Origin of the sequence: Pseudomonas akapageensis (assembly GCF_011355085.1) — a bacterium.
In the GTDB taxonomy this organism is placed as follows: domain Bacteria; phylum Pseudomonadota; class Gammaproteobacteria; order Pseudomonadales; family Pseudomonadaceae; genus Aquipseudomonas; species Aquipseudomonas akapageensis.
The window spans coordinates 76,285-97,934 of sequence record NZ_VXCP01000001.1 but is presented as its reverse complement, the minus strand read 5'-3'; the positions used below and the strand labels follow the sequence as shown (position 1 = coordinate 97,934).

At 57.9% G+C, this 21,650-nt stretch carries 16 protein-coding genes and 1 pseudogene; 15 read left to right on the top strand and 2 right to left on the bottom strand.

The genetic code is table 11. The annotated features are described in order from the left end of the window. Position 1: 1 nt before the first annotated feature. The 9 genes from F2S13_RS00420 to F2S13_RS00380 all read left to right on the top strand — a co-directional run bounded on the left by F2S13_RS00420 (position 2) and on the right by F2S13_RS00380 (position 10,919). Positions 2-1,432, top strand: coding sequence for an N-acetylmuramoyl-L-alanine amidase (locus F2S13_RS00420; RefSeq protein WP_218583757.1), 1,431 nt, complete (start codon positions 2-4; stop codon positions 1,430-1,432). Beyond that, entirely contained in the window at positions 1,429-3,330 is a 1,902-nt protein-coding gene (gene mutL / locus F2S13_RS00415) for a DNA mismatch repair endonuclease MutL (protein WP_166357886.1), read from the top strand. The genes F2S13_RS00420 and mutL overlap by 4 nt, the downstream gene beginning before the upstream one ends. 2 nt (positions 3,331-3,332) lie before the next feature. Then, a complete protein-coding gene (gene miaA, locus F2S13_RS00410) occupies positions 3,333-4,304 on the top strand; it encodes a tRNA (adenosine(37)-N6)-dimethylallyltransferase MiaA (RefSeq protein ID WP_166357884.1) in 972 nt (323 codons plus the stop codon). 96 nt (positions 4,305-4,400) lie between these two features. Next, a complete protein-coding gene (hfq, locus tag F2S13_RS00405) occupies positions 4,401-4,661 on the top strand; it encodes an RNA chaperone Hfq (protein ID WP_010221594.1) in 261 nt (86 codons plus the stop codon). Positions 4,662-4,673: 12 nt separating this feature from the next. Continuing rightward, the gene (gene hflX, locus F2S13_RS00400) at positions 4,674-5,975 is read left to right on the top strand and encodes a ribosome rescue GTPase HflX (protein WP_166357882.1); all 1,302 of its coding nucleotides are present in this window, start codon (positions 4,674-4,676) and stop codon (positions 5,973-5,975) included. 96 nt (positions 5,976-6,071) lie between these two features. After that, positions 6,072-7,235 carry an FtsH protease activity modulator HflK gene (gene hflK, locus F2S13_RS00395; protein ID WP_166357880.1) on the top strand — a complete coding sequence of 388 codons (1,164 nt, stop codon included), beginning with the start codon at positions 6,072-6,074 and terminating at the stop codon, positions 7,233-7,235. Next, positions 7,235-8,104 (top strand): protease modulator HflC, encoded by an 870-nt coding sequence (gene hflC / locus F2S13_RS00390; protein WP_166357878.1) that lies wholly within the window; start codon positions 7,235-7,237, stop codon positions 8,102-8,104. Before hflK ends, hflC begins: the two co-directional genes overlap by 1 nt. A 279-nt stretch (positions 8,105-8,383) precedes the next feature. Beyond that, the gene (locus F2S13_RS00385; RefSeq protein ID WP_166357876.1) at positions 8,384-9,571 is read left to right on the top strand and encodes an ATP phosphoribosyltransferase regulatory subunit; all 1,188 of its coding nucleotides are present in this window, start codon (positions 8,384-8,386) and stop codon (positions 9,569-9,571) included. A gap of 55 nt (positions 9,572-9,626) precedes the next feature. Continuing rightward, positions 9,627-10,919: an adenylosuccinate synthase gene (locus tag F2S13_RS00380; RefSeq protein WP_166357874.1), complete on the top strand. Its 1,293-nt coding sequence runs from the start codon at positions 9,627-9,629 to the stop codon at positions 10,917-10,919. Positions 10,920-10,980: 61 nt separating this feature from the next. On the opposite strand, the gene F2S13_RS00375 is transcribed toward F2S13_RS00380, so the two are convergent. Continuing rightward, the gene (locus tag F2S13_RS00375; RefSeq protein WP_166357872.1) at positions 10,981-11,562 is read right to left on the bottom strand and encodes a hypothetical protein; all 582 of its coding nucleotides are present in this window, start codon (positions 11,560-11,562) and stop codon (positions 10,981-10,983) included. Between the two features lie 221 nt (positions 11,563-11,783). Between F2S13_RS00375 and F2S13_RS00370 the strand changes: the two genes are divergently transcribed. Beyond that, positions 11,784-13,718, top strand: a complete 1,935-nt coding sequence (locus tag F2S13_RS00370) for a methyl-accepting chemotaxis protein (protein ID WP_166357870.1) — start codon at positions 11,784-11,786, stop codon at positions 13,716-13,718. Here F2S13_RS00370 and F2S13_RS00365 read toward each other — a convergent pair. Continuing rightward, a pseudogene (locus F2S13_RS00365) lies at positions 13,719-13,829 on the bottom strand (hypothetical protein); the annotation flags it as partial. A 360-nt stretch (positions 13,830-14,189) separates the two neighbouring features. On the opposite strand from F2S13_RS00365, the gene F2S13_RS00360 reads away from it, so the two are divergent. The 5 genes from F2S13_RS00360 to F2S13_RS00340 all read left to right on the top strand — a co-directional run bounded on the left by F2S13_RS00360 (position 14,190) and on the right by F2S13_RS00340 (position 21,551). Further along, positions 14,190-15,476 carry an HlyD family secretion protein gene (locus F2S13_RS00360; RefSeq protein WP_166357868.1) on the top strand — a complete coding sequence of 429 codons (1,287 nt, stop codon included), beginning with the start codon at positions 14,190-14,192 and terminating at the stop codon, positions 15,474-15,476. Positions 15,477-16,558: 1,082 nt separating this feature from the next. Beyond that, on the top strand, positions 16,559-16,894 hold the full coding sequence (locus tag F2S13_RS00355) for a hypothetical protein (protein WP_166357866.1): 336 nt from the start codon (positions 16,559-16,561) through the stop codon (positions 16,892-16,894). Further along, positions 16,866-18,128, top strand: a complete 1,263-nt coding sequence (locus F2S13_RS00350) for a JmjC domain-containing protein (protein WP_218583755.1) — start codon at positions 16,866-16,868, stop codon at positions 18,126-18,128. Before F2S13_RS00355 ends, F2S13_RS00350 begins: the two co-directional genes overlap by 29 nt. Before the next feature lie 31 nt (positions 18,129-18,159). After that, positions 18,160-20,238 (top strand): peptidase domain-containing ABC transporter, encoded by a 2,079-nt coding sequence (locus F2S13_RS00345; protein WP_218583754.1) that lies wholly within the window; start codon positions 18,160-18,162, stop codon positions 20,236-20,238. Further along, complete coding sequence (locus F2S13_RS00340; RefSeq protein ID WP_166357862.1) at positions 20,235-21,551, top strand: TolC family outer membrane protein; 1,317 nt, start codon at positions 20,235-20,237, stop codon at positions 21,549-21,551. Before F2S13_RS00345 ends, F2S13_RS00340 begins: the two co-directional genes overlap by 4 nt. Positions 21,552-21,650 lie beyond the last annotated feature (99 nt).

Here is a 21,650-nt window from a genome sequence, read left to right as displayed (position 1 = left end):
TATGGGGATAGGTATGCGCGTTCGCGCACTGGTTGCTGTCGTAGGATTGCTGCTTACGGCAGTGGCTGTTGACGCTTTGGCCGTCACGCAAGTCAAGAGTGTGCGTTTGTGGCGAGCACCGGATAACACTCGCCTGGTGTTCGACCTGTCCGGCCCCGTGCAGCACAGTGTGTTTACCCTGACCTCGCCGGATCGACTGGTCATCGACATCAATGGCGCGACCCTGGCAGCCCCACTGCAGGTTTCCACCTCCAATACCCCGATCACCAGCGTGCGCTCAGCCCAGCGCACGCCAACCGATCTGCGTGTGGTGGTCGACCTGAGCAAATCGGTCACGCCCAAGAGTTTCACCCTGGCGCCAAACCAGCAGTACGGCAACCGCCTGGTCGTCGACCTCTATGACCAGGAAGCCGACGCCACGCCGACGCCCCCGACACCGCCCTCGAATGTGGCGAGCGCCCCTGAAGTGCCAGTAACGCCGGCGCAACCGGCGATCAAGCTGACTCCTGTGCCCAACGGCAAGCGAGATATCGTGATCGCCATCGACGCCGGCCACGGCGGCGAAGACCCGGGCGCATCCGGCTCGCGTGGGCAGCATGAAAAAGACGTGGTACTGGCGATCGCCAAGGAATTGCAGCGCCAGATCAACACGGAAAAAGGCTTCCGTGCCGAGCTGACCCGTACCGGCGACTACTTCATTCCGTTGCGCAAGCGCACCGAAATCGCTCGCAAGAAAGGCGCCGACCTGTTCATTTCGATCCACGCCGACGCCGCACCGTCCACAGCCGCCTTCGGTGCTTCTGTATTCGCCCTCTCCGATCGTGGGGCAACGTCCGAAACCGCCCGTTGGCTGGCCGATAGCGAGAACCGCTCCGACTTGATCGGCGGTGCCGGCAACGTCAGCCTTGATGACAAGGACAAGATGCTTGCGGGCGTCCTGTTGGACTTGTCGATGACAGCGTCGCTGACTTCAAGCCTGAACGTCGGTCAAAAGGTGCTGAGCAATATCGGCAGGGTCACGCCGTTGCACAAGCGCCGTGTGGAACAGGCAGGGTTCATGGTATTGAAATCGCCGGATATTCCGTCGATTCTCGTGGAAACCGGGTTCATTTCCAATTCCGACGAGGCTTCCAAGCTCGCCGCCACCAGCCATCAGCAGGCTCTGGCCCGCTCGATCCACAGCGGTGTGCGCCAGTTCTTCCAGCAGAATCCGCCGCCGGGCACTTATATTGCCTTCCTGCGCGACAGCGGCAAGATCGCCCAGGGCCCCCGCGACCATGTGGTGCGCTCGGGCGAGACCCTGGCAATGATCGCCGTGCGCTACCAGGTGGGCATCACGACACTGCGCACAGTCAATAACCTGAAGACTGACGAACTGAAAGTTGGCCAGACCTTGACCATACCGACCACGGCGCTGGCGGCACAACAATGACCGGTCCTGCACGTATCGAGCTGCTCAGCCCGCGGCTGGCCAACCAGATTGCCGCTGGCGAAGTGGTCGAGCGCCCGGCTTCGGTGATCAAGGAGCTGCTGGAGAACAGTCTGGACTCCGGCGCCAAACGCATCGATGTCGAAGTCGAACAGGGTGGCGTGAAGCTGCTGCGCGTGCGCGACGACGGCGGCGGTATTTCCGCTGACGACCTGCCACTGGCGCTGGCCCGTCACGCAACCAGCAAGATTCGCGATCTCGAAGACCTCGAGCGGGTCATGAGCCTGGGTTTTCGCGGCGAGGCACTGGCCTCCATCAGCTCCGTGGCCCGCCTGACCCTGACTTCGCGTACCCGCGATGCCGACCAGGCCTGGCAGGTCGAGACCGAAGGGCGCGACATGGCCCCACGCGTGCAGCCGGCGGCGCATCCGGTCGGCACCTCGGTCGAAGTACGCGACCTGTTCTTCAATACTCCGGCCCGGCGCAAGTTTCTCAAGACCGAGAAAACCGAATTCGACCACCTCCAGGAGGTGATCCGGCGCCTGGCGCTGGCGCGTTTCGATGTAGGCTTCCATCTGCGGCACAATGGCAAGAGCGTCCTCAGCCTGCATGAAGCCCATGACGATACTGCCCGGGCACGGCGCGTGGCGTCGATCTGCGGTCCGGGTTTCCTCGAGCAGGCCTTGCCGATCGAAGTGGAGCGCAATGGTCTGCACCTGTGGGGCTGGGTTGGTTTGCCGACCTTTTCGCGCAGCCAGGCCGACCTTCAGTATTTCTTCGTCAACGGCCGTGCGGTGCGAGACAAGCTGGTGGCCCACGCCGTACGCCAGGCCTACCGCGACGTGCTGTTCAACGGCCGACATCCGACATTCGTGCTGTTTTTCGAGGTCGACCCGACCGGCGTCGACGTCAACGTGCACCCGACCAAGCATGAAGTGCGCTTTCGCGACGGGCGCATGGTTCACGACTTCCTTTATGGCACCCTGCATCGGGCACTGGCCGATGTGCGCCCCGAAGACCAACTGCCTGCGGCTGCGGAGACGCCCGAGATGGTTCGCCCGACGGGTCTGCAGGCTGGCGAGTTCGGCCCCCAGGGGGAAATGCGTCTGGCTGCAAACCTGCTCGAACAGCCCCAGTCCGAGCCGGCAGCGCGTGCTGCGGGCGGTGGTGCCGGGGCCGGCTATCAGTACCAGTATTCACCGCGCCCGGCCCAGCCGTTGCCGACAGCAGAAGCGCAAAGCGTCTACCGCGAGTTCTTCGCGCCGCTGCCCGGTGCGGCCGCCAGCGCCAGTGCCTTGCCCGATAGCCAGGGTGATATTCCGCCGCTGGGCTATGCCCTGGCCCAGCTCAAGGGTATCTACATCCTTGCCGAAAACGCCCAGGGCCTGGTGTTGGTGGATATGCACGCGGCCCACGAACGGATCATGTACGAGCGCCTGAAGGTCGCCATGGCCAGTGAAGGCCTGAGCGGCCAGCCGCTGCTGGTGCCCGAATCGATTGCAGTGAGCCAGCGCGAGGCCGATTGCGCCGAAGAGCATGCCGGGTGGTTCCAGCGCCTGGGCTTCGAGCTGCAGCGGCTGGGTCCGGAAAGCCTCGCGATCCGGCAGATCCCTGCATTGCTCAAGCAGGCCGAGGCCAACCGTCTGGTGCATGACGTGCTGGCGGATCTGATGGAATATGGCACCAGCGATCGCATCCAGGCGCATTTGAACGAGCTGCTCGGCACCATGGCCTGCCACGGTGCGATCCGTGCCAACCGACGCCTGGCCGTGCCGGAAATGAATGCCCTGCTGCGTGACATGGAAAATACCGAGCGCAGCGGCCAGTGCAACCATGGCCGCCCGACCTGGACCCAAATGGGCCTGGACGACCTCGACAAACTCTTTTTGCGCGGTCGTTGAACATGAGTGCACTTCCCCCGGCAATATTCCTGATGGGGCCGACGGCCTCCGGCAAGACCGACCTCGCCATCGAACTGAGCAAGGTCCTGCCCTGCGAATTGATCAGCGTCGATTCGGCCCTGGTCTATCGCGGCATGGACATCGGCACTGCCAAGCCGTCGAAGGACATTCTGGCCAGGCATCCGCACTATCTGATCGACATCCTCGATCCGGCCCAGAGCTATTCGGCGGCTGATTTTCGCACCGATGCCCTGGCGGCCATGGCTGAAATCACTGCCCGGGGGAATATTCCCCTGCTGGTCGGTGGCACGATGTTGTATTTCAAGGCGTTACTCGAAGGCCTGGCCGATATGCCGCCTGCCGATCCGCAGGTGCGCGCCGAACTGGAAGCCGAGGCCCAGCGCCTCGGTTGGTTGGCGCTGCATGAGCAATTGGCCGCCGTGGATCCGGTTTCCGCCGCCCGAATCCACCCCAATGATCCGCAGCGCCTGATTCGTGCACTTGAGGTTTATCGGGTCAGCGGAATGAGCATGACCTCACATCGTGAGCGACAATCTGCGCAAAGTGCTGTCGCAGGCGCATCGGGACACGGTCAATTGCCCTATACTGTGGCAAACCTCGCGATTGCACCAACGGATCGCCGGGTGTTACATGATCGAATTGCTCTGCGATTTGAACAAATGTTGGAACAGGGCTTCGTTGACGAGGTCCGATCGCTGCGTGCCAGAAGTGACTTGCATGCGGGGTTGCCGTCTATACGAGCAGTAGGATATCGCCAGGTCTGGGATTATCTTGATGGCAAGTTGACGTCATCTGAAATGCAGGAACGCGGCATCATTGCCACTCGCCAGTTGGCGAAGCGGCAATTTACCTGGTTGCGTAGTTGGGCTGATCTGCAATGGCTGGACAGCCTGGCTTGCGACAATCTGCCGCGCACCTTGAAATACCTCGGATCGGTCTCCATATTGAGCTGAGTCCTTGTAATTGCCGTCTATCCTTGGGGTGGGGCGGCTTTCAGCCATCAGTTTTTCACATTTTATTTTTTATTGATCCTTACAGGAGTGCGGCATATGTCAAAAGGGCATTCGCTACAAGACCCTTACTTGAATACATTGCGGAAAGAGAAAGTTGGGGTATCGATCTATCTGGTCAACGGCATCAAGCTGCAAGGCACGATCGAATCTTTCGACCAGTTCGTGATCCTGCTGAAAAACACCGTCAGCCAGATGGTTTACAAACACGCCATCTCGACTGTTGTTCCTGTGCGTCCGATCCGTCTGCCGAGTGCAACCGAGTCCGAGCAGGGCGACGCTGAGCCAGGTAACGCCTGATAGGAGTCTGCTTTGTTCTTTGAGCGCCACGGTGGTGGTGAACGAACCGTTCTCGTTCACTTGGATGGTCAGGACCCTGAGGCGCGCGAAGACCCGCAGGAGTTTCAGGAGCTGGCAGAATCGGCCGGCGCCGATACTGTCGCGTTCGTGAGCATCGCGCGGCAGCAGCCTACCGCCAAATACCTGATTGGCAGCGGCAAGGTCGAGGAATTGCGCGACCTGGTCAAAGCCGAGCAGGTAGACCTGGTGATTTTCAACTACACCCTCACCCCCAGCCAGGAGCGTAACCTCGAACGTGCATTCGAGTGTCGCGTGATCGATCGCACCGGTCTGATCCTGGACATCTTCGCCCAACGCGCTCGTACCCATGAAGGTAAGCTGCAGGTCGAACTGGCCCAGCTCGAGTACATGAGTACGCGACTGGTTCGCGGCTGGACTCACCTTGAGCGGCAGAAGGGCGGTATCGGTCTGCGCGGCCCGGGTGAAACCCAGCTCGAAACCGACCGGCGCCTGCTGCGGGTTCGCCTGCGCCAGATCAAGGGCCGGTTGGAGAAGGTGCGCAGCCAGCGTGAGAACGCCAGGCGTGGGCGCAAACGCGCCGATATTCCTTCGGTTTCGCTCGTGGGCTACACCAACGCCGGCAAGTCGACCCTGTTCAATAACCTGACCCAGTCCGATGTTTATGCGGCCAACCAGCTGTTCGCGACCCTCGACCCGACATTGCGTCGGCTCGAGCTCGATGACCTGGGGCCCATCGTCCTGGCCGACACCGTAGGTTTTATCCGGCATCTGCCGCACAAGCTGGTTGAGGCGTTTCGAGCTACGCTCGAAGAGTCGAGCAATTCCGACCTGCTGTTGCATGTCATCGATGCCCACGAACCCGAGCGCATGGCCCAGATCGAGCAAGTCATGGCAGTGCTTGGCGAAATCGGGGCGCAGGACTTGCCGATACTTGAGGTGTATAACAAACTCGATCTGCTTGAAGGCGTCGAGCCGCAGATTCAGCGTAATGCCGACGGCAAGCCGCAGCGGGTCTGGGTGTCGGCGCAGGATGGTCGGGGCCTGAACTTGCTGTCTCAGGCCGTGGCCGAGCTTCTTGGGGATGATCTGTTCGTAGGCACCCTGCGCTTGCCGCAACGCTTGTCCAGGCTACGAGCGCAGTTCTTTGCATTGGGGGCTGTTCAGAGCGAAGAGCATGACGACGACGGCCACAGCCTGTTGGCAGTGCGCTTGCCGCGCGTGGAATTGAATCGCCTGGTGAGTCGCGAAGGGATGAAGCCGCTGGAATTCATCGAGCAACACACTTTGCAATAAAAGCCTGACAAAGCGGTTGTGCTGCCGCGGCAGGCATTCTGTAGCATTGGTTGGCGCGCCGTGGGTGCGTCTTTGCTTTATCAGATGGAGAGCGCTATGGCTTGGAATGAGCCGGGTGGCAACTCGAACAATCAGGACCCTTGGGGTGGAAACCGCCGAGGCGGCGACAAGAAGGGACCACCGGATCTCGACGAGGCCTTCCGTAAGCTGCAGGAGAGCCTGAACGGGTTGTTCGGTAGTGGCAAGAAACGTGGTGACGCAAGCCCTGGCAAGGGCGGCGGTCTAGGCTTGCTCGGAATCGGGCTGGCCGTGCTTGCGGCTATCTGGCTGTACAGCGCCGTGTATGTCGTGGACGAGCAGGAACAGGCCGTCGTGCTGCGTTTCGGCAAGTACTACGAAACCGTGGGGCCGGGCCTGAACATCTACTTCCCGCCGATCGATCGCAAATACATGGAAAACGTCACGCGTGAGCGTGCCTACTCCAAGCAGGGCCAGATGCTGACCGAAGACGAGAACATCGTCGAAGTGCCGCTGACCGTGCAGTACAAGATTTCCAACCTGCAGGACTTCGTGCTCAACGTCGACCAGCCGGAAGTGAGCCTGCAACACGCGACCGACAGCGCCTTGCGCCATGTGGTGGGTTCCACCGCCATGGATCAGGTGCTGACCGAAGGCCGTGAATTGATGGCCAGCGAAATCAAGGAGCGGCTGCAACGCTTCCTCGATACCTATCGCACCGGTATCACGGTCACCCAGGTGAACGTACAGAGCGCGGCCGCCCCGCGTGAAGTCCAGGAAGCCTTCGACGATGTGATTCGTGCGCGTGAAGATGAGCAGCGCGCCCGCAACCAGGCCGAAACCTATGCCAACGGCGTCGTGCCCGAAGCCCGTGGTCAGGCCCAGCGTATTCTCGAAGACGCCAACGGTTATCGCGACGAAACGATCTCGCGCGCCAAGGGTGAAGCCGACCGCTTTACCAAGCTGGTCGCCGAGTACCGCAAGGCTCCTGAAGTGACGCGTCAGCGTCTGTACCTGGACACCATGCAGGAAGTCTTCAGCAATACCAGCAAGGTGCTGGTCTCGGGCAAGGACGGGCAGAACAACCTGCTGTACCTCCCGCTGGACAAGATGGTCGACAGCGCTCGCAGCAGCAGTGCGCCGGTAACTTCGGCATCCGTGCCGGCCAGTGATTCGGGGGCTCGTGCAGCCGCGGATCTGCAACAGCAGCAGCGTGAGTTGCGTTCAAGGGAGAGTCGCTGATGAGCAATAAATCGCTGATCGCCTTGATCGTCGGCGTGGTGCTGGCGGTCGTGGCCTGGAACAGCTTCTACATCGTTGCTCAGACCGAGCGCGCGGTATTGCTGCAGTTCGGTCGTGTGGTCCAGGCCGATGTCCAGCCAGGCCTGCATGTGAAAGTGCCCTACGTGAACCAGGTGCGCAAGTTCGATGCACGCCTGATGACCCTGGATGCACCGACCCAGCGTTTCCTGACCCTGGAAAAGAAAGCCGTGATGGTCGATGCCTACGCCAAGTGGCGGGTCAAGGACGCCGAGCGTTTCTACACCGCGACCTCGGGTCTCAAGCAGATCGCCGACGAGCGTTTGTCGCGCCGTCTGGAATCGGGCCTGCGTGACCAGTTCGGTAAACGCACCCTGCACGAAGTGGTGTCGGGCGAGCGTGACGCGTTGATGGCTGACATCACCGCTTCGCTCAATCGTATGGCCAACAATGAACTGGGTATCGAAGTTGTCGATGTCCGGGTCAAGGCCATCGACCTGCCCAAGGAAGTGAACCGCAGCGTGTTCGAGCGCATGAGCACCGAGCGTGAGCGTGAAGCACGCGAGCATCGGGCCAAGGGTAACGAGCTGGCTGAAGGTATCCGTGCCGATGCCGACCGTCAGCGCCGCGTACTGCTGGCTGAAGCCTATCGTGAGTCTGAAGAGGCCCGCGGTGATGGCGATGCACAAGCGGCCGCCATCTATGCCAAGGCCTATGGTCAGGACCAGGAGTTCTACGCGTTCTACCGCAGCCTGCGCGCCTACCGTGAAAGCTTTGCCAACAAGAGTGATGTGTTGGTGCTGGACCCAAGCAGCGAATTTTTCCGTTTCATGGACAAATTCAAGCCTTGAAGATGCATTCCGCCGGGCGGTTTAACCGCCTGGCGGGGTGATCCTTGCAGAAAACGAGTGTATGATGCGGCAGCCGGGAAATTCCCGGCTTTTTTGCGTCTGCAAGATCGATTGGTCGATTAGCGACCATGCGTGTGTAGAGATCTCATCAGAATTGCGAGGATGTGGGCCGCACGGGCGCGTCAGTCGAACAGCGACTGCCAGCCATTGGCTGCCGACATCTGCTTCACTCAAGGCTCGCCCGAAGGCTGGCCGCCCGGATCATAGGGGAATGGCGTAATGGCAACGGTAGACCGCTGGCTGCTGCCAGATGGCATCGAAGAAGTACTGCCACCGGAAGCGGCGCGCATCGAAGTAGCGCGCCGTCAGGTGTTGGATCTGTTCCAGAGCTGGGGCTATGAGTTCGTCGTCACCCCACATATCGAATACCTCGAGTCGCTGTTGACCGGAGCCGGCCAGGACCTGGATCTGCGCACCTTCAAGGTGATCGATCCGCAGTCGGGTCGGCAAATGGGGTTCCGTGCCGACATCACGCCGCAAGTTGCCCGTATCGATGCGCATACCCTGCGCCGTGAAGGCCCGAGCCGGTTGTGCTATGCCGGAAGCGTGCTGCATGCGCAGCCGCGGGCATTGTCGTCCTCGCGCAGCCCGATCCAGTTGGGCGCCGAGTTGTACGGCGACGCCAGCCCGGTCAGCGATGTCGAGGTCATCAGCCTGATGTTGGCTATGCTGCAATTGGCCGATGTGCCGGATGTGCACATGGACCTGGGGCATGTCGGCATCTATCGCGGCCTGGCCCGCGCTGCCGGCCTGTCCGGCGAGGTCGAGCAACAGTTGTTCGATGCCCTGCAACGCAAGGCAATCGATGAAGTCATCGAACTGACCACAGGCCTGCCGGATGATCTGGCGCGCATGTTGCGGGCATTGGTCGAGCTCTGTGGTGGTCGCGAAGTGCTGGAGGTCGCGCGCGTGACCCTGGCCAATGCACCGGCACCGGTCCTGGCGGCCCTGGACGACCTGCTGGCTATCGCCGAACGGCTGTCCGCGCGGTTCCCGGAGCTGCCGCTGTATTTCGACCTGGGCGAGTTGCGTGGTTATCACTACCACACCGGCGTAGTCTTTGCGGTATTCGTGCCGGGTGTCGGCCAGTCGATCGCCCAGGGCGGTCGCTATGACGACATCGGCGCCGATTTCGGTCGTGCGCGGCCGGCCACAGGCTTCTCTACGGATTTGAAGACCCTGGTCACACTGGGGCGTGCCGAGATTGTATTGCCGACTGGCGGGATCTGGATGCCCGACAGCACGGATACGGCTCTTTGGCAGTTGGTCTGCCAGTTGCGCAGTGAAGGTCAGCGGGTGGTTCAGGCTCTGCCTGGGCAGCCATTGACTGCCGCCGTCGAGGCGGATTGCGACCGGCAATTGATTCAGCAGAACGGGCTTTGGCAGGTACTGCCGCTGGCTTCCTGAGTTTTCCCGCCGGCTTGCGGCCGGCGCCAAGTTTGCGCGAATGAGGACAAGTGTTATGGGTAAGAATGTCGTAGTCCTGGGCACCCAATGGGGTGATGAGGGCAAAGGCAAGATCGTTGATCTGCTGACCGAACATGCTGCCGCCGTAGTGCGCTACCAAGGTGGCCACAACGCTGGCCACACCCTGGTGATCGACGGCGAAAAAACCGTCTTGCACCTGATTCCATCGGGCGTGCTGCGCGAAGGCGTGCAGTGCCTGATCGGCAACGGCGTGGTGGTTGCACCCGACGCCCTGCTGCGTGAAATCAACAAGCTGGAAGAGAAAGGCGTACCGGTGCGCGAGCGCCTGCGTATCAGCCCGTCCTGCCCGCTGATCCTGTCCTACCACGTAGCGCTGGACCAGGCCCGTGAAAAGGCCCGTGGCGAACACAAGATCGGCACCACCGGTCGTGGCATCGGCCCAGCTTACGAAGACAAGGTTGCACGTCGTGGCCTGCGCATCGGTGACCTGTTCCACCGTGAACGCTTTGCCGCCAAGCTGGGCGAGCTGCTCGACTACCACAACTTCGTGCTGGTCAATTACTACAAAGAGCCGGCCATCGATTTCCAGAAGACGCTCGACGAGTGCATGGAATACGCCGAGCTGCTCAAGCCGATGATGCTCGACGTCACTGCCGAGTTGCACAACCTGCGTCGTGCCGGCAAGGACATCATGTTCGAAGGTGCCCAGGGTTCGCTGCTGGACATCGACCACGGTACCTACCCGTACGTCACCAGCTCCAACACTACCGCTGGCGGTATCGCAACCGGTTCCGGTGTCGGCCCGATGTACCTGGATTACATCCTGGGTATCACCAAGGCTTACACCACTCGCGTAGGCTCGGGCCCGTTCCCGACTGAACTGTTCGATGACGTCGGTGCCTTCCTGGCCAAGCGTGGCCACGAGTTTGGTGCTACCACCGGCCGTGCCCGTCGTTGCGGCTGGTTCGATGCCGTCATCCTGCGCCGTGCCATCGACGTCAACAGCATCTCGGGCCTGTGCCTGACCAAGCTGGACGTGCTCGACGGCCTGGAAACCATCCGCATCTGTGTGGGTTACAAGAACGAGAACGGCGCTGTCATCGACGCGCCGACCGACGCCGACAGCTACATCGGCCTGGAGCCGGTGTACGAAGAAATGCCGGGCTGGACCGAGTCGACCCTGGGTGCCAAGACCCTGGACGAGCTGCCGGTTGCCGCACGCAACTACATCAAGCGCGTGGAAGAGTTGGTCGGCGCGCCGATCGACATCATTTCCACCGGTCCGGACCGTAACGAAACCATCGTGCTGCGTCATCCGTTCGCCTGATAAGCGATTGGTGTACAAACAAAGGGCCCCTTATGGGGCCCTTTGTCGTTTTTGGCTGTTTTCACACTTCGTCCGGGTGGCTCAGGTAGGGCGCATTACGCTCCAGGATCTCCAGCGGAAATGTGAATGGCACGCTACTGCTGCTCGAGGCGGCCAGGTAATGGTAAGGGGAGTTGCCTTTTCGAAAGCGATGCAGCTTGATCTGCGTTCCTTTATGTTCGAGCTGGATGCCAACCGTGTTCGACGTCAGATTTTCCAGCGTCACGCGTTGTCCGTCGGACGTGACCAGGTTGAAGGGCGTAGGGTCTTGCCGGTCCACCGCAAATGCGCCCGCTGCCCCGCTGTTGTCCAGAAAAATGCCCTTGCCGAAGTGAGGACCTGGCGTTCTGACGTAAAGCACGTATCCAGCATTGGTCAATCGGAAGTAGAGAGTCAGGGCGGGTGGTGCGGGGCTGGCGGTAATCGGTTGACTCCCAAGCAAATGAGAGTCGTCCACTTGTCGCGATAGCAGAGTACTCACGCCACCTCCGCCGATTTTATAGGTGTACTTGGCGGGACGGCCCAACAGGGCATCAAGGAAATTGACGGGAGTGGAGGTGGTACCGATCTGGGCGATAAATGAGTTTTGTCTGTGAGTAGTCATGCTGCGGTCCTTGCAGTTGAGGGTTGATCAGGGCGAGTCCGCCCTGCGCCTGAAGCCTAAGCTGCTGGGTCTTTGCTGTGGCGATGGAATGATTTCGACGTGGCGAAGTGTTCCCGAGGGATTGTTTGTCATATTTGTCTGCTGTGCGGCACGACCTTTGCTGCAAAACTCGCTCCCGGTGAGCCATCAAAATAATGGCGCCAGAAGTAGAGGATTCTCTAGTGTCTGCCGTTCTCTCATTGTTACGAAGCCGCCTGTTGCGGCCTGTGTTTGTTGCCCTTGGTATCGCTCTTTTGGTGCAAGTGCTGGTAGCGGTCGCCCTGACCCGCAGCACGGTCACTGCGCTGGAGGCCGACCTGGGCAAGCGTTTGGGTGCCGATAGCCAGAAGCTGTCCGCTGAGCTCGAGCAGGCGGGGCGCGAGGTAACCTCGAGTCTCGACAACCTGTCGAGCAGTACCCGGCAACGCTTGACCAGCGGTCTCTCCACTCGGCTGCAGGGCGAGCAGGCGCAATTGCGCGCGACCCTGGAAAAGGACCTGAAGGAATCCGCCAATGATATGGCGCAGTTGCTCGCCTCGGTCGCACCGCGCGCCATGTGGGACAATGACGTGCCGACTCTGTCGGAGTTCGCCCGCCGGGCCCAGCGCAATCCCAATGTGCTGTTCGTGATCTATGACGACGCCCAGGGCCAGCACCTGACCCGTTACCTGAACCGGGAAAACCCGATCAATCGGGCCCTTTTGGCCAAAGGTGAAGGTGAGCGCGCGCTGGACAAGGTCCTCAACGCCGCCCGTAACGATGCATCGGTGTATTACGTCGAAGCCTCGATCAACCCCAACGGTGTCGAAATCGGCAAGGTTCTGATGGGGGTGTCGACTGCCTCTGTCGAGCAGGAGCTCAAAGCGCTCGACCAGCGCTTCACTGCGCTGATTGCCAGCGGCGACCAACTGGTGGCCGATAGCCTTGGTGCTGCGGCGGCCGATAGCTCCAAGGCGCTGCAGGCCCGCCTGGGTACGGCCAGGGACAGTGCTCAGGCCATGCAGGCCAATACTACTCATACCGTCCAGGAAGCGGCGGCAACCCTGCGTTGGAAAATTGGCATGGGCCTGGTTCTGGTTGGCATGGGGGTACTGCTGGTGCTGGCCGTGGTACTGGGCCGGCGTGTGGTCAACAGACTGCACCTGCTGATCGCAGCGCTGAATGACCTGGCTGCCGGCGAAGGTGATCTGACCAAGCGTGTTGCGCTCAACAGTAAGGATGAGATCGGCGAGATGGCTTCGGCCGTCAATCGCTTCGTCGACAAGTTGCAGCCGATCGTTCGCGAGGCGGGCGATGTGGCGCAGCGTACAGGGGTCGAGATCGGGGCGATGGCACAACGCAATGCCGGCGCCGATGCAGCGGCCGAAATGCAGCGCGATGAAGTCGCGGCCAGCCTCAAGGCGCTGTCGACCATGGCCGATGAAGCCCAGGCCGAAAGCCAGGCCATGCAAGCCGCCCTCAAGCAGGTGGTGGATATCCGCCAGGCCACGGACGAGAACTCTCGGACCTCGGCCCAGGTCGGCAATCTCATCGAAGCGTTGGCCGAGCAGGTGCAGACCGGTTCAAAAGTGATCGAGCGCCTGGCTGACCAGAGCGAGCAGATCGAAGTGGTGCTGACCGTGATTCACGGCATCGCCGAACAGACCAATCTGTTGGCGCTCAACGCCGCCATCGAAGCGGCACGAGCCGGGGAGACCGGGCGCGGTTTCGCCGTCGTGGCCGACGAGGTGCGTGCCCTGGCCAGCAAGACCCAGAGCTCCACAGGCGATATCCAGGCCCATATCGGCGCGTTGCAGCAGGGTGCGCGCGAGGCGGTAGCGGCGATCAGCCAGGCCGGGCGCCAGGCCAATGAAGGCTTGCTGGTGTTGCGCGACAGCGCACGCTTGCAGCAGACAGTGCAGTCATCGGTCGAGCAAGTGCATGCAGCCATTGGCCTGGCCACGCGTGCCGCCGAGCAGCAGGCCCGGGGTGCCCAGGCGGTCAGGGGGCGCGTCGAGACGATTCACGCCCAGGCTGAGCAGGCGGCCCAGGCGGTGCTGGAGACCACTGCCAGCAGCAAGGTGCTCGATGGTCTGGCGGCCCAGCTCAAGGCCAGTCTGGGCCAGTTCCGCGCCTGATCAGGCGCGGTTCAGGTACATCCGCGTGGTCAGCAGGTATACCGGCAGGCCAGAGACCAGAATCAGCAGCGCCGCATAAGGCGCTGCCGCGGCAAGCATGATGTTGGCGGTGCGCCTAGGCTTCCGTTGCCAGGGGGCATTGAGCCGACGTTGCCTTGCCATTCGGCTGGGGGAAATCCCTGACCGACCTGCCAGGATCGTTCATTGCTGGCGACTCTCGGTGTAGATTACTTTAGCTGGGGAGCTTTCCCCCTATTCGATGGCGCCGCAAGTGCAGGCTCCAGGATGGCAATGGCCAGGCGCAAAGCCGAGTGGTCAAAACCAGGACTTTTCGGATAGCCATCCGCTATTTCCCTTACAGACGCGCAATAAATCTGGAAACAATAATAAACGATATTGTTTCTCAAATGCGTTTGTGAGGGGGAATTATGTACAGGCCATCTTTTTGCCTTCCCAGAGAGGGCTTGAGCGTTGGTTGATCTTTCAGACAAAAGCGCTCCGCTGTTTCGCTCGGAAGCAGTCTCCTCCAGTCGCCAGCAAAATATGGGTCGGGTCTTGATTCATCAGCCCTGGGGGTACCGAACGGCTGCTGCTCTGGCGGGAATATTGATTCTGCTGATTTTAGCGTTTGGTTATTTTGGCACTTACACGCGCAAGGCTACCGTCAATGGCTTGCTGATGCCCGAGAACGGCCTTCTGCGCCTAACAGCGAACAGCACTGGGTTGCTCACAGACGTAAAAGTTGTCGAAGGGCAGCAGGTGAAAGCCGGAGAAGTACTTTTCCTTATTTCCGGTGAACGCCTTTCCAATTCAGGTGAGGCACAGAAGCTCATTTCCAAACAGCTCAACGAGCGTTTGCTGCTGCTGGAACGTAATCGTGTTCTTGCAGATGACCGGCTCGCCGGTCAGTTGCGCATGGCCGACAGTCGCCTGGCAGTAATTGGCGAAGAGTTGCGCCAGTTCCAGGAAGAAATTCGCCTTCTACAGCGCCGTACAGCATTGGCGCAAGCTCACCTGGTGCGGCAACAGGAGTTGGTGAAGTCGGGTTTCATCTCCATTGCCCAACTCCAGCAGGCCGAAGCGGAGCAGCTTACGATCAAGGGGCAGCAACAAAGTATTCAACGTGCCCGAAATGGCCTCGATCGTGAACGTACCGAGTTGCAGGCGCAACGACAGGACATGCTGATAAGACATCAATCGGAAATATCTGATGTCGACAGAGGCATTGCGCTTGTCAGACAGGAACAGGTCGAAAGCGATGTACGCAGCGAGCAGATCGTCGTCGCGCCCTTTGACGGTACCGTGACTGGATTGAGCGCCCAGGCTGGCCAGCACATTGTCGCGGGCAATTTACTGGCAAGCCTGATTCCCAAGGGAACGATCTTGTCCGCTCATCTGTATGTCGAGTCACGCCGGGCTGGGTTCATTGAAGTCGGTCAACCCGTGCTGATGCGCTATGCAGCGTATCCGTACCAGAAATTTGGTATGGGGCGCGGCAGAGTAATCGGTCTTACGAAAAGTCCTTACGCTGCTTCAGAACTGCCTCACCATGTTGTCAGTGCTATCGGGGTTACCGGGTCCCCAGCTGAGCTCTATTATCGAGTTACGGTCGCACTTGATACTCAGGATGTGAAGGTTTACGGACAGTACCAACCTTTGCAGGCAGGTGTGTTACTTGAGGCTGATGTCGAGCAGGACACAAGACGTCTTTATGAATGGGCACTTGAGCCGATTTATTCGGTCGTCGGAAAGCGCTGAGGTAGAAGGTGTTTTTCTCTCGCTCTGCCAGAAATGCAAGAGCGTCATACAAAGCAATAGCAAGGCGCAGTGCATTGATATTTTGATCCGGTTTTATTTTTGGTGCGATTGAGGTCTTGCAATGAGATTTTGGCAACGACAGCTGATGCTGAATTAGTTGTATGAGTCTGCGAAGGGAGTGCTTGGAAGCGTTTGAAATGCTCGGAAGTTTAATTGTTTTTGCCTTTTTTTTTTGGTTTGGTGTGAGTATTCGAAATGTAGAAAATTGGATTGCTCTGGCGAGAATGTAATGATTTTTGAGGTGTGAGTGTGGAGTTGGATGTTGGCGTGGCTTTTAGGAGGCAGTGGCTTTGGGTGTTTGAAGGCAATTTTTTAGTAATTTCTTTCTGGTGATTATTTGTGAGTTTTGTCGTGAGTTAATTCATTTGGTGCTGTGAGTAATGTCGGAGGTGCAGGTGCGGATGTTTTGGGATGAGTCTAATGTGCGGGGTGCAGATTTTTTTCTTACAGTCTTGTGTCATTGGGCTGTGTTTTTGTGTATGTATAGTGTTTTGCGGGTGTTGCGTTTTATTTTTAATTGGGAGTTTGGCATGAGGAATGCTGCAGTGTTTATTCCACTGATGGCAATGTCAGCTGCTTTAGGGAGTATGTTGAAAGGTGCGATTTGTAATTCTTGAGTGGTTCTTTTGTATTTTATGTGGGTTAGAAATGCGTGGGTTACCGTTTTGCGATTTTTAGTTGGTTCTCGGAGGTGATGGCCCAAGGCAGGTTTTCTTGCGAGGTGGTTTTGCTTATGTTTTTTGCGTGGCTAAAAGTTAGGCATGCTAAATGCAGTGGGGTAGATCTAACAATGTAGGTGATAGAAAGTATGTCAGATTTTTCTCTCACGTTGGTTTGTAATGTGCTTGCGTTTTCGGTTTTGTACGGGGTCTTGATGCTGTGGCGTCTCTATGTCGGGCGAAGAGGAGGTTATGGATATGGACTGGTTATACTGATATCAATATTTTCTGTGGTTTTTGGTAGGGTTTTGAAAAAAATTTGGTTGGCTGGATTTTTTTAGTTTTATTAGGATGGAGAAAGTTATGCGTGAGCTATCAATTGAAGAAGGTGAGTTGGTCTGTGGTGCTGTTGGCCCTGCGGGTGCAGTGATAGGCGGTATTTCAGGAGGGGCGGCTTACGTTGGCAGTGCAATTGCCACAGGGTCAGGTACGCCTGGAGGCTTTGCCAGTGGAGTCGCAATTGGTGCGGTTTCAGGTTTCTTGTTGGGGCCGGCTGGTATGGGAGCGGCGCAAACCGCTGCTTCGGCAATGGTTGGTGCTGAAGTTGGCTTCTATTCCGGGATGGTAGGAGGATTCGTAGAAAACGGAGTCAACGCGGCAGGAACAAATTATGGTGCAGGAGGCACCAATTACAATTAATTTTCTGAAAATCAAAAATAGAGCTTCCTGGTTGGTTGAAGGCGTTTTCGATAAGGTGCCATATCGTGTGGGGTCGCTAATGGGTCCGTTGTTTAATATTACGGCAAATGAATTCGTCGACTGTTACCAAGAGAAAAAACCACTGCTGATGAAGAGAACGGCTTCGGTGGGTGATTTCTGTTGGCGGGACGCAAATGAAATTATGTTTCGTAGTGATGTGAAATCCAATGATTTCAAATTGTCCTTTGGTCGAGTTGTGCCCAAGCACGAATATGTCGAAAGCTATATTGATATAGGCACCCTTCGCCACAAACTCATCAAGCCTGTTGTCTACGAGTACTTGAGAAAGGGAGCTACACTGATTGCCAACAAGATAAAAAATGAGCCTTTAGTCGATCGATACGCGAGGCAGATAGCGGATTTCACCGGCCGGCAAGTGGTCAGCAGCGCTTACGCGGCTTTTGGAAGCAAAGACTCGTTTCGTTGCCATTGGGATACCCGCGATGTATTCGCCATTCAGTTGATCGGGCGGAAGCGTTGGGTTGTTTACGAGCCATCGCTTGCATCTCCACTTTATACTCAACAGAGCAAGGACTATGAGCAACAGTATCCTTGCCCTTCAACACCGTACATGGATTTCATTCTGGAGGCTGGGGATGTGTTCTATTTGCCGCGTGGTTGGTGGCATAACCCGCTGCCGTTGGGAGAGCCAACATTTCACTTGGCGCTGGGGACTTTTCCGGCCTACACGATGGATTATTTGAGTTGGATGCTCAAACAAATTCCGGAGTTCATCGGTGCGCGACAATCGCTTGTTGAGTGGGAAGGCGACCGGAATAACTTGGCCAGCGTGGCGCAGTACATTAGTGACTTTGTTACGGCACCTGAAAACTACCACCGTTTCATGGATGAATTTGTCGGCGCGACTCGTGTGGAGTCAACGCTTGCAATGGAAATATTGGGTGATCCGAATTGCAGTACTGTCCCTGATAACGCTGGGATCCGTTTGTGCGCCAACAAACCGCATGGTCTTGCCGACAGCTACATTATTGCTAACGGCACCAAGCTGAATCTGGATGAGCAAGGGCTTCGGTTGATGAATTGCATTGCGCACCAACCCGGCGTCAGTCTAGCGACCTTGTTTACAAAGTTTCCCGAAATGGATGTCGCTAAGCTGCGTCAGCTAATTACTCAGCTGTGCCGGCAGGACGTCCTGGAGCTGACACACTACTGACTGTGCACGCAGTCTCAGGATGTATCAATTCATGAGAGTAACACTACAAGCGGAAAGCTCGGAGTGTGGCCTCGCTTGTTTGGTCATGGTAGCGGGATTCCACGGTCTGCACCTTGATTTGATGAGCATACGCAGGCGCTTCTCGGTTTCAATCAAGGGCAGCAATCTGTCACAGTTGATGCGATATGCACAAAGTCTGGAGTTTTCCTGTCGGCCATTGCGTGTTGAATTGGACGAGATGTCCAAGCTCCGTATGCCGTGCATCTTGCATTGGGACATGAATCATTTTGTTGTTTTGGAACGGGTGCGAGGTCTTTTCGTTTATATCCTCGACCCCGCCGTGGGGCGTCGGAAGTTGCCACTTACAGAGGCTTCCGGACATTTCACTGGTGTAGCGCTAGAGTTGAGCCCCAATGCTGCTTTCCGACCGGCACAGCAAAAAGCTCGATTGCGATTAAGTGAACTTACCGGGCGGATGACTGGCTTCAAGCGGGCATTGGGCAATATATTCGTGCTGGCTCTTGCGCTTGAGCTTGTCGCTCTGCTGGTGCCCCAGGTCACCCAATGGGTTGTCGATGTCGCCTTGCTATCGGCTGATTACGATTTGCTTTTGTTAGCGGTGCTGGGTGGCTGCCTGTTGATGGTGATCGACTTCATCCTGCGCATGGCGCAAGGCTGGATGGCACTGCGCTTGAATCAGCAATTTATGCTGCAGTGGTCGGGGAATCTGTTCAATCATTTGTTGCGCCTGCCCTGGCCCTTTTTCGAGAAGCGTCAGCTAGGGGATATTACTGCTCGCTTTCAATCGCTGGGTGCCATTCGTAATGTGTTGACCAATGGCGCGATCACAGCGGTACTGGATGGGCCGGTCGTGCTGATTACCTTGGCCATGATGCTGCTCTACAGCGCTACATTGGCGGGGATCGTTCTCGTTGCTTTGGCGTTGTATGCCACGTTGCGGGCGGCCTTTTACCAACCGTTGCGCAGTGCTTCGGAGGAGCGGATTGTCCTGGCCGCCAGGGAAAATTCTTACTTTCTGGAGACGATCCGCGCCGTTCTACCGCTCAAGCTTTTCAATGTCACTCCATTGCGTCTGGCGACATGGCAAAACCTGGTTGTGGATGTGCAGAACCGGGATGTGACCACTCAGAAAATGTTGTTGCTCTTCGCTAGCTTCAACACCTTGATCTTCGGTCTGGAGGGGATGCTTTTACTTTACGCCGGAGGGAAGGCTGTTCTGGAAAGTGCAATGTCGCTTGGCATGTTGCTGGCTTTCATTGCCTATAAGAGTCAGTTCACTGGCCGTGCGAGCAAGCTGATCGATCTTGGAGTCGAGATCCGCATGCTCTCATTGCATGCCGAGCGCCTGGCGGACATTGCTCTGGAGCAGGTTGAGCCGCAAAGCCTTGTTGAAACAGATCTGAGCCGTATCGAGTCGCGAGTCGAATTCAGGGGGGTGTCGTTCCGCTATGCCGAGGGTGAACATTGGGTTCTACGCAACCTGTCGTTTGTCATCGAGGCGGGAGACTCCGTTGCTATCGTGGGGCGTTCGGGTTGTGGGAAAACGACTCTGTTCAAGCTCATGCTTGGGCTGCTTAGTCCAACAGAGGGGGACATTCTCATTGGCGGCATACCCCTTCGCCAATTAGGGCTGCAAGCGTTACGCAGCCTGGTGGGGGCGGTCATGCAGGAGGATCAACTGCTGGCAGGCTCTTTGTCAGAAAACATTGCGTGCTTCGATCCTGAGGCGAACCAGGATCGTGTAGAGGAGGCAGCGCGGCAGGCCAATATCCACAAGGCCATTGTTCGCATGCCCATGGGCTATCAGACGCTTGTAGCTGAAATGGGCAGTGGTCTTTCAGGGGGACAGAAACAGCGTGTGCTATTGGCGCGAGCGTTGTACCGACAGCCGAAAATTCTGGCACTGGATGAAGCCACCAGTCACCTTGATATCCATAGTGAGCAACATGTTGTGCAAGCCTTGCACCAGATGGCGGTCACTCGTATCGCAATTGCCCATCGCCGAGAAACGGTGGCACTGGCCAAGCGACTGATCTGCTTGGAGAAGGGAGCGATTGTTGAAGATGTTCGCCTGAATCCGCCGCTATGAAGTGGTTCAAGTCTTCAGTTGTGGCTGTGGCCATCATTGGTCTGCTGGAGCCTGCGCAAGCAGATGGTCTCTTGAGCCATTATCGTGATGCGCTGGAGCACGATGCTCAATTTTTAGCTGCTCAGGCGCTAAGCCAGGCGGGAGAAGAGGAGTCGAGATTGGGGCTCGCAGGGCTGTTGCCGAATCTTTCCCTGGATGCCCAAAGCAATTGGAGCCAAGCCCAGTACGAGACAGTAGCCGGTAGTCTTGAGCATCGACGACAGAGTCGCAGCTATAGCGTCCAGCTCAGACAACCCATTTTTCGTTGGCAGAGCTGGGTCCGGTATCAACAGGGGCAACAACAAAAGGCGTTTTCAAGGTTACAGCTGGGCATTGCTGCTCAGGCGCTGATATTGCGCGTGGCGAAGGCTTATTTCGATGTCCTGATCGCGAAAGAGGTGCTTGATGTGCTCAGTCGTCTGCGTGAAGTTGATGCCGAGCAGTTGGCTGGAGCGAAAAAACATTTTGAGTTGGGCAACGTCAGCATTACTGATGTGTATGAGGCTCAGGCCAGTTTCGATCTTGTGTCTGCGCGCATTATCGGCGCTCGAAGCAAGCTTGACCTGGCTCGCCATGAATTGAGCCGCATCACCGGGTCTCCGGTTGGTGAGCTGCGCGGATTGACTGGCGGGGTGGGTATGGTCCTGCCGTTGCCTGCTGATTCCAATGCGTGGGTAGCGTCAGCAGAACGTAACAGCCTTGTGGTACAGGCACAGGAAGTACTGTTGGATATAGCTAGAAATGAAGTTCAAGGTAGCAAAGCCGAGCATCTGCCCTCCCTTGATCTTGTTGCAAGCAAAAGCTTGCAGGAAAACCCCAGTGCAGGTAACGAACGAGGCACCTCTGCAACCATCGGTTTGCGCATGAGCATGCCGCTCTATGCGGGCGGTGGGACAAGCGCTGCTGTCCGCAAAGCCAAGGCGCTGGCAGCCAAGGCCGAATACGAGCTTGATGATGCGAGGAGGGCTGCGGCATTACTGGCGCGTGAGGCTTGGGCGGGGGTTATCGACGGAATCGGGCAGGTGAGGGCATTGGAGGCTGCGAAAATGTCCGCTGAGTCGGCGCTTGCCGCCAACCGGCTCGGCTACATGATTGGTATGCGGACAGGAAGGGATGTTCTGGAGATGCAAAGCCAATACAGCGATACGCTCCAGCGCTTGTCCAATGCGCGGTATGACACATTGTTGGCCAAATTGCGTCTGAAGTCAGCAGTTGGTGCGCTGAGTGAAGCGGACCTTGTCGAGGTCAACCTCCTCTTGAATGAGCCGGCTTAGGAAAGCCATCAGTCCAATACGCAAAAACCCGCTTTCGCGGGTTTCTGAGAGCTCCATAACCATTGCAGGCTGTGGATCTTGAATTGGTGCCCAGAAGAA